The organism is Pedobacter sp. 01N416, from assembly GCF_056399685.1.
Map to the genome: position 1 here is coordinate 1 of NZ_JBFTRT010000230.1, position 7545 is coordinate 7545.

A 7545-nucleotide genomic window follows, 5' to 3' on the forward strand; every position below is an offset into this window, starting at 1 on the left:
CGGCTGCACAAAGCCTGCATATTTCTTCACAGAGCAATAAATATTGATGCCCGATAATTGAATCTCTTTGCAATAACCGGGCTGCCTGGGTACAGATATCTGCGCAATCCCGATCTAGTTTAATACAGTCAATCATCATGTTGATGTCTTCTTCTTTTAAGCAGGACGATGCACAATGCTCGCAAGCTAGCGCGCAATCTAGTAAAGCCTGGATTAAACCATGGTTGTTTCTCGTTTCCATATCGTAAAAGTTTTGGTTATACCTATTTTGTATATTAATAACCTGTTGGAAATTAAACTGTTTTAAAAAAAATGAAATTGGCGACTGGTTGCTTTGTGCGCAGCTAATTCAATAGTGTATGCCCTATAATCTATTAGGTTGTATTTTTAGCCACAGAGGAGGCACAGGTCATTAAGTTAAGCGCCATGGTTGTCAGTCTGTCCAAAGGACTCCTGTGGAGAGCGTAGTCGAAGATCATTATTTTCGCATTTAAAAACCCAATTTAATATTTTCATGTTTGAAGCGCAATGCTTGTACATAGCAATAAGTGCGTTCCCGTTTTACGCTTATACGCTTTGCTGCCTCGTACCTCGTTGCTGCAGGGTATCGCTTCAACCGGGGCTAGCTGGCCACAACAGCATTTCATTTTTGGGGTTGCAGGGTGTACAACCCCTTGTTCTTAAACCCGACAATAGCGGCAGCTCCCGATTTAAGAACTGTTTTCTTCTTTTTATGGTGTGCTTGCTTGTTCACAGGTTTCATCGGGACTAAAGCGAATGGCGGGACTGCAAACCGCCAAGAACTACTACCGTTACATTTTCTAATAAAAAGACTATCCTTCAACTACGCTCGAGTTGCCCCCTTCAGGAAATCTCGAAATGTTAAAATATCTTAAATAACGGGCTGTTCAGCCAAATCCCTGTACTCAAACCAATATTCATCCGTTTTTCATAATCAAGATTTAGTTTCGCTATTTACCGATTGATAATCAGCGTTTACCGATACGCTATAAATTAATTTTTTTTATTGTTCCATATTTGAATCAGCAACAAAAACCGAATATTATGGCTTTAGCTAGCATTAACCTCAGCGTAAAACAATATTTCAATTTCATGTGCAGAACAGATTTTGAAAGACGGATATTTCACGATACTTACAAAGAATTTCAAAAAAGATCAAAAATATACAACTTAGATGAGCACGCACATACCTTTTCTCAGATGCAGCAAGCCAGCGAAAAGGCAAATACATTACACCAAAAGCTTCAGTACTCCGTAATGAACAGCATTGCGGCCTTAGCAAATAAAATGCCTGTTTTAAGCGATTTAGAAGATCACCCGATCCTTTTCGATTGGGCCGAATTACATATTTATGCTTCAGATCTGTTAAATAAAGCAGCGCATGTGGTATCGATCACCTATACCAGCCCGAAATTAATTTTACACGAAATCATTGGTGATCTGTTAATCTTAAGTTATAATGGTAAAGAAAACGAAACATTAGTGGTGAAAATTACCGAAAATCTGAAGGTAAATTATGAGCAGCACGAAAACCTGGTTTATAGTTAATTTAACCTGATTTCTTTCCAGATAGTCCGTATTGATTACGACGGCAATTATATGTTAGCGTAGTATTTGCTTTTTTCAGGTAGAAAAGCGGAGGCAAAGGCCTGTTTTGAACGTGCTTTATTGATAAAACCGGGCAATACATCGAGCAATGATAGACTAAATCTGGCCGCTAAATCGGGCTTAAAGGGCAAACTATCAATATATTTAGCGTTATTTATATAATAAAAAAATAAAAAATTGATTTATAGGGATTTAACTCTATCTTTGAAACAAATTAAAATACAATACAATGCAACAAGGAACAGTAAAATTTTTTAATGAAACTAAAGGTTTCGGATTTATCACTCCATCTAATGGCGATGCCGAAATTTTTGTTCATGCTTCAGGCTTAATCGATAACATTCGCGAGAATGATACCGTAAACTACGATGTAGAAGAAGGTAGAAAAGGCCTAAACGCGGTAAATGTTAAAGTAGCTTAAGAAAACTCAAACACATAAATCGTAAAAAGTCCCGATGCAAATCGGGACTTTTTTTGTGGAATCAACTTTTGAATTGTCGATCCTCACATTTATCTGCCTGCCAAATTTTTGCTGATTTCACTGTCAACAAAATCTAAAGAAAGATCATTGTTGGTTAATACAGTGCCGTTTTTATCTACTAAAAAGAAGTAAGTAACATTATAATTGCTCAGGTTCTTTGCATTGGGCGATTTCGCTCCCTGAAGATCTGAATATTGTGGCCAGGTAAGGTGGTCGTCCTTGATCACATTTACCCACCAGTCTCTTTTCTTATCGAACGATACCCCGATAAATTCTACATCTTTATTTTTATACTTCTCGTAGAGTTCAACCAATACCTGGTTGTTTTTTCTGCTTTTCCCACTGTAAGAAGTCCAGCATATAACCAGGTTTACCTTTTTAAGTATACTTAGATCGAATTTTTTTCCATCTGGATTTTCTCCTTCAATATTAGGCATTTTACTTCCCGCCATCATCTGGTTAGCTTGTTTAATCTCTTCTAACAGACTTTTACCCTTTTTGCTTTCCTGGATTTCCTTATCTAAACTGTTAAAAATCGATAAATAATTTTTGGGCTCCGAATCTGCCCTGCCCAGTTGTTCCAATAAAAAGAGGCTGTGCGCAGAACCGGGGTGCTTTTTAGCAAAGGCCTTTATGATATCCAATTGGAGTAAGATTTTTTTCTCTCTCCAACGGTCTGCATTTTTGGCCTTTTCCATAATGTTGCTTTGCGTGGCTCGGTCAAATTCCGATTCAGCAATGTCCAAACTATCAAGTAGGTTTTTACTCATGCCGTCTTTTAACTTATAATAGTTTATAAATTGCTCACCCTCTTCAGTTGGAACGCTTTTTAAAGGATATGAATTGATATTTTTTCCATCAAGAACGCCTTTGAAGCTGCCTTTATCAAGGTAGAAGTAATATTCTCCGGTGCGACTGCCATCTTCAGTTCTTAAAGTGGCATAGCCTTTTATTGGGATATTGATTTTAAAAGTCTGATTGCTATTGGTAATGTTTTCAACTTTCAGTGTTTCGCCCTTTTCAGCGCTTTGAATGGTAATTACGGCATTTGGGCCAAAGTTTTTGGTTTCGAGATTAAAAGTAGCAGGAGTTGGATCGCAGGAAGAGAAGAGGCCCGCTAATAAAGTAAGTAAATAGAGCTGTTTTTTCATGTTAATAATTTGATAGAGCAATATAACGAAAAACTTAGTTATATGGGTTTGCATAACTAAAATAAATTCTCAAAAAATCGTCATTGCGAGGAGGAACGACGAAGCAATCCTATACTTTGGTTTATTATGGCTTTCATAATGAGATTGCTTCGTACCTCGAAATGACGAATATTTGGTAAGTGAAACCACAAATGTTCCCATATTCTTTCAATTATTTCCGAATATGCTTTAGAATGTTTCTAAATAAATGTTTTATCGTTGTTTTGTCATATTCGTTTATAAATTAAACTCATAATTAGATACTTTTGCAAGAAATTTAGATATAAATCCTAATCAAATGAGTGGTTTCGGAAATGCATTTTCTTCTTCAATAGGGAAGAAATTCATCATGGGTATTACAGGTTTGTTCCTGATACTTTTTTTAATTGTACACTGCGGTATTAATGCTTTAATTTTTATTAGCGACGGTGGTTTAACATTTAACGTAGGCGCACATTTTATGGCCACTAACTGGATTATCCGGGCTGGCGAGATTGTGTTGTTTATTGGTTTGCTTGCGCACATTTTTCAGGCGTTGCGTTTAACGTTGGAAAATCAAAAAGCACGCCCAGTTAAATATGCCGTAAACGATGGTAAGGCAAACAGTAAATGGTACAGCCGTTCTATGGGCTTATTGGGTACACTTTTACTGATTTTCCTGGTGGTTCACCTGAAAGATTTTTGGGTAGTTTCCCGTTTTACAGGAATCCCAACGGTTGATGCCAACGGACATGAAGATCTTTATGCGGTAATGAAAGAGAAATTTCAGGATCCGGTAAGGGTTGTCGTATATATTCTTGCTATGTTTTCTTTATGCTACCACTTATTGCATGGTTTTGCTTCCGCATTCCAAACATTAGGATGGAACCACTCAAAATATAACGGTATAATTAAAGGAGCTGGCGTTTGGTATTCGGTTATTATTTCGATCCTTTTCGCAGCCATGCCGATTGCAGTTTATTTCGGTCTTATTCAATAATTTTTAGCACAAAAGATATGTCAGATATTAATTCAAATATTCCAGAAGGCGAATTAACCAGCAAATGGACAAAATATAAGTCTTCTGTGCCTTTGGTTAACCCATCGAACAAAAGAACTATTGAAGTAATCATAGTAGGTTCGGGTTTAGCGGGTGCTTCGGCAGCGGCTACTTTGGCCGAAATGGGTTACAAAGTAAAATGTTTCTGCTTCCAGGATTCACCACGTAGAGCACACTCAATTGCTGCTCAGGGTGGTATCAATGCAGCAAAAAACTATCAGAATGATGGTGATAGCGTTTATCGCCTTTTTTACGATACGATTAAAGGTGGCGATTATCGTGCCCGCGAAGCCAATGTGCATCGTTTGGCCGAAGTAAGTGCCAACATTATAGATCAGTGTGTGGCTCAGGGTGTGCCTTTGGCACGTGAGTATGGTGGTTTGTTAGATAACCGCTCATTCGGTGGTACACAGGTACAACGTACTTTTTATGCAGCTGGTCAAACTGGTCAACAGTTATTATTAGGCGCATATTCTGCTTTAGAACGCCAGATTGGTATGGGTAAAGTAGAAATGTATACCCGCCACGAAATGCTTGAGGTTGTTAAAATCGATGGCAAAGCACGTGGTATTATTGCACGTAACTTAATTACAGGAGAAATAGAGCGTCATTTCGGTCATGCAGTGGTATTGGGAACAGGTGGTTACGGCAACGTATTCTATCTTTCTACCAACGCGATGGGAAGTAATGTTACTGCAGCATGGAAAGCACACAAACAAGGTGCTTATTTTGCAAACCCATGCTACACGCAGATCCACCCAACTTGTATCCCGGTTTCTGGCGATCACCAGTCTAAATTAACCCTAATGTCTGAGTCGTTGCGTAACGATGGACGTATCTGGGTTCCTAAAAAGAAAGATGATAACCGTAAAGCTTCAGAAATTCCTGAAGATGAAAGAGATTATTATTTAGAGCGCCGTTACCCTGCTTTTGGTAACTTAGTTCCTCGTGATGTGGCCTCCCGTGCTGCGAAAGAGCGTTGTGATGCAGGTTATGGAGTAGGCGCTTCCAAGTTAGCAGTATACTTAGATTTTAAAGCCAATACAGAACGTTACGGAAAAATCGAAGCTTCTAAAGCCGGTAACCACAATCCTGATAAAGAAACCTGTATGCGCTTAGGTACTGCAGTAATTAAGGAAAAATATGGTAACCTGTTCGATATGTACGCGCAGATTACCGGTGAAAATCCTTACGAAACACCAATGCGTATTTATCCTGCGGTTCACTATACCATGGGTGGTTTATGGGTTGATTATAACTTAATGACATCGGTACCTGGTTTATACTGTACTGGCGAGGCTAACTTCTCAGATCACGGGGCCAACCGTTTAGGTGCATCTGCTTTGATGCAAGGTTTAGCTGATGGTTATTTCGTTCTTCCTTACACCATTGGTGCTTACTTATCAAAAGAGATTTCGGTAAAAGCAATTCCTACTGATCACCCTGCCTTTGTAGAGGCTGAAGAAAGAGCAGTTGGTATTTTAAATACACTGATCAATATTAAAGGAACTAAGTCGGTAGATCATTTCCACAAACGTTTAGGCCACATCATGTGGGAGAAATGTGGTATGGCCCGTAACGAAAAAGGTTTAAATGAAGCAATTCAGGAAATCAGAGCTTTACGTGCTGAATTCTGGAGCGATGTTCGTGTACCTGGAACAGCTGATGAATTAAACACCGAATTGGAAAAAGCTGGCCGCGTTGCTGATTTTATCGAGTTAGGCGAGTTGATGTGTATTGATGCGTTAAACCGTAACGAAAGTTGTGGCGGTCACTTCCGTGAAGAGTATCAGACAGAAGAAGGTGAAGCACTACGTGATGATGAGAATTATGCTTACGTAGCCGCTTGGGAATTTAAAGAAGGTGTAAACTTCGAACTTCATAAAGAAGAGCTGAAGTTTGAAAATATTAAAGTAGCACAAAGAAGTTATAAATAGATAAGAGATGTGAGATGTGAGACATGAGATGAAAATCTTGGCTCTCACATCTAATGTCTCAAATCTCAAATCTGAGATACAATGAGTACAGGAAATATGAACTTAACGCTAAAAGTTTGGCGTCAAAAAAATAACAATGCCAAAGGTGCTTTGGTAGATTATAAATTGGCCGATATTTCACCGGATATGTCTTTCTTAGAGATGTTCGATGTATTAAACGAACAATTAATTAATAAAGGCGAAGAGCCAGTGGTATTCGATCACGATTGCCGCGAAGGGATCTGCGGAATGTGCTCGATGTTTATCAACGGCCGTCCGCACGGACCTAAAGACTTGGTTACTACCTGCCAGTTGCACATGCGTTCTTTCAAAGATGGCGATACCATTGTTGTTGAGCCTTGGAGAGCAGCAGCTTTTCCGGTAGTAAAAGATTTAACCGTAGATCGTTCTGCTTTCGATAGAGTTATTGCTGCAGGTGGCTTTATTTCGGTAAACACAGGTAATGCGCAAGATGCGAACAACCTGCCAATCCCTAAAATGCAGGCAGATGCTGCTTTCGAAGCCGCAGCTTGTATTGGTTGCGGTGCTTGTGTGGCAACCTGTAAAAATGCTTCAGCAATGTTATTCGTATCAGCTAAAATCTCTCAGTTGGCACTGTTACCACAAGGTCAGCCAGAGCGTTATCGCAGGGTGCAGAGCATGGTTGCGCAAATGGATGCTGAAGGTTTTGGTAACTGTACCAATACTGGTGCTTGCGAAGCCGAATGCCCTAAAGGAATCTCTTTAGAAAACATCGCTCGTATGAACCGCGATTTTGCATCTGCAAAATTTATTTCAGAAGAAACCATTTAAAAGTTTAAGATATACTGTGCACCCAGCTTAACCACTGGGTTCTTGAGCCTCCACAACGTGGAGGCTTTTTAGTTTTAAAGGAAACTACAAACTAATCATTAAATAGCTGTTTAAGACACATTATCAGACTAATACTGGTTAATAGACCAAGAATAAATAATGAATAAATTTTAATGATTTGTTAGCATGCTAACGACTAAAACAGATACATATTTAATATTTGCCCGCTGTTATGAAAACATATGAAACTTTATAATTTAAAACCGAAACCTTGCACAACAAAGTGGGCTCGAAATAAAAGTTTGCGAAAGTCGCAATAATCTTATGTTTGCATATTAAAATTTTGCGTATTTAGAAATTTTATTCTGTAATATTTGCATATACATTAAAATTTTTCTAAATTTAGTCTTCCGAGAC

At 38.6% G+C, this 7545-nt stretch carries 7 protein-coding genes; 5 read left to right on the forward strand and 2 right to left on the reverse strand.

What is annotated here, in order from left to right:
- Positions 1 to 241, reverse strand: a 241-nt coding sequence (locus AC1DND_RS14050) for a four-helix bundle copper-binding protein (RefSeq protein WP_477582460.1), incomplete at its 3' end; no start/stop codon positions are given.
- Between the two features lie 824 nt (positions 242 to 1065).
- Here AC1DND_RS14050 and AC1DND_RS14055 point away from each other — a divergent pair.
- Entirely contained in the window at positions 1066 to 1569 is a 504-nt protein-coding gene (locus AC1DND_RS14055) for a hypothetical protein (protein WP_477582462.1), read from the forward strand.
- A 289-nt stretch (positions 1570 to 1858) separates the two neighbouring features.
- Positions 1859 to 2050: a cold-shock protein gene (locus AC1DND_RS14060; protein ID WP_010599638.1), complete on the forward strand. Its 192-nt coding sequence runs from the start codon at positions 1859 to 1861 to the stop codon at positions 2048 to 2050.
- An 89-nt stretch (positions 2051 to 2139) separates the two neighbouring features.
- On the opposite strand, the gene AC1DND_RS14065 is transcribed toward AC1DND_RS14060, so the two are convergent.
- Positions 2140 to 3261, reverse strand: a complete 1122-nt coding sequence (locus tag AC1DND_RS14065; protein WP_477582464.1) for a TlpA family protein disulfide reductase — start codon at positions 3259 to 3261, stop codon at positions 2140 to 2142.
- 337 nt (positions 3262 to 3598) lie between these two features.
- On the opposite strand from AC1DND_RS14065, the gene AC1DND_RS14070 reads away from it, so the two are divergent.
- The 3 genes from AC1DND_RS14070 to AC1DND_RS14080 all read left to right on the forward strand — a co-directional run bounded on the left by AC1DND_RS14070 (position 3599) and on the right by AC1DND_RS14080 (position 7128).
- The gene (locus AC1DND_RS14070) at positions 3599 to 4279 is read left to right on the forward strand and encodes a succinate dehydrogenase cytochrome b subunit (RefSeq protein ID WP_215129647.1); all 681 of its coding nucleotides are present in this window, start codon (positions 3599 to 3601) and stop codon (positions 4277 to 4279) included.
- Between the two features lie 17 nt (positions 4280 to 4296).
- On the forward strand, positions 4297 to 6276 hold the full coding sequence (locus AC1DND_RS14075) for a fumarate reductase/succinate dehydrogenase flavoprotein subunit (protein ID WP_057931499.1): 1980 nt from the start codon (positions 4297 to 4299) through the stop codon (positions 6274 to 6276).
- A gap of 81 nt (positions 6277 to 6357) precedes the next feature.
- Entirely contained in the window at positions 6358 to 7128 is a 771-nt protein-coding gene (locus tag AC1DND_RS14080; RefSeq protein ID WP_477582466.1) for a succinate dehydrogenase/fumarate reductase iron-sulfur subunit, read from the forward strand.
- The last annotated feature ends 417 nt before the right edge of the window (positions 7129 to 7545 follow it).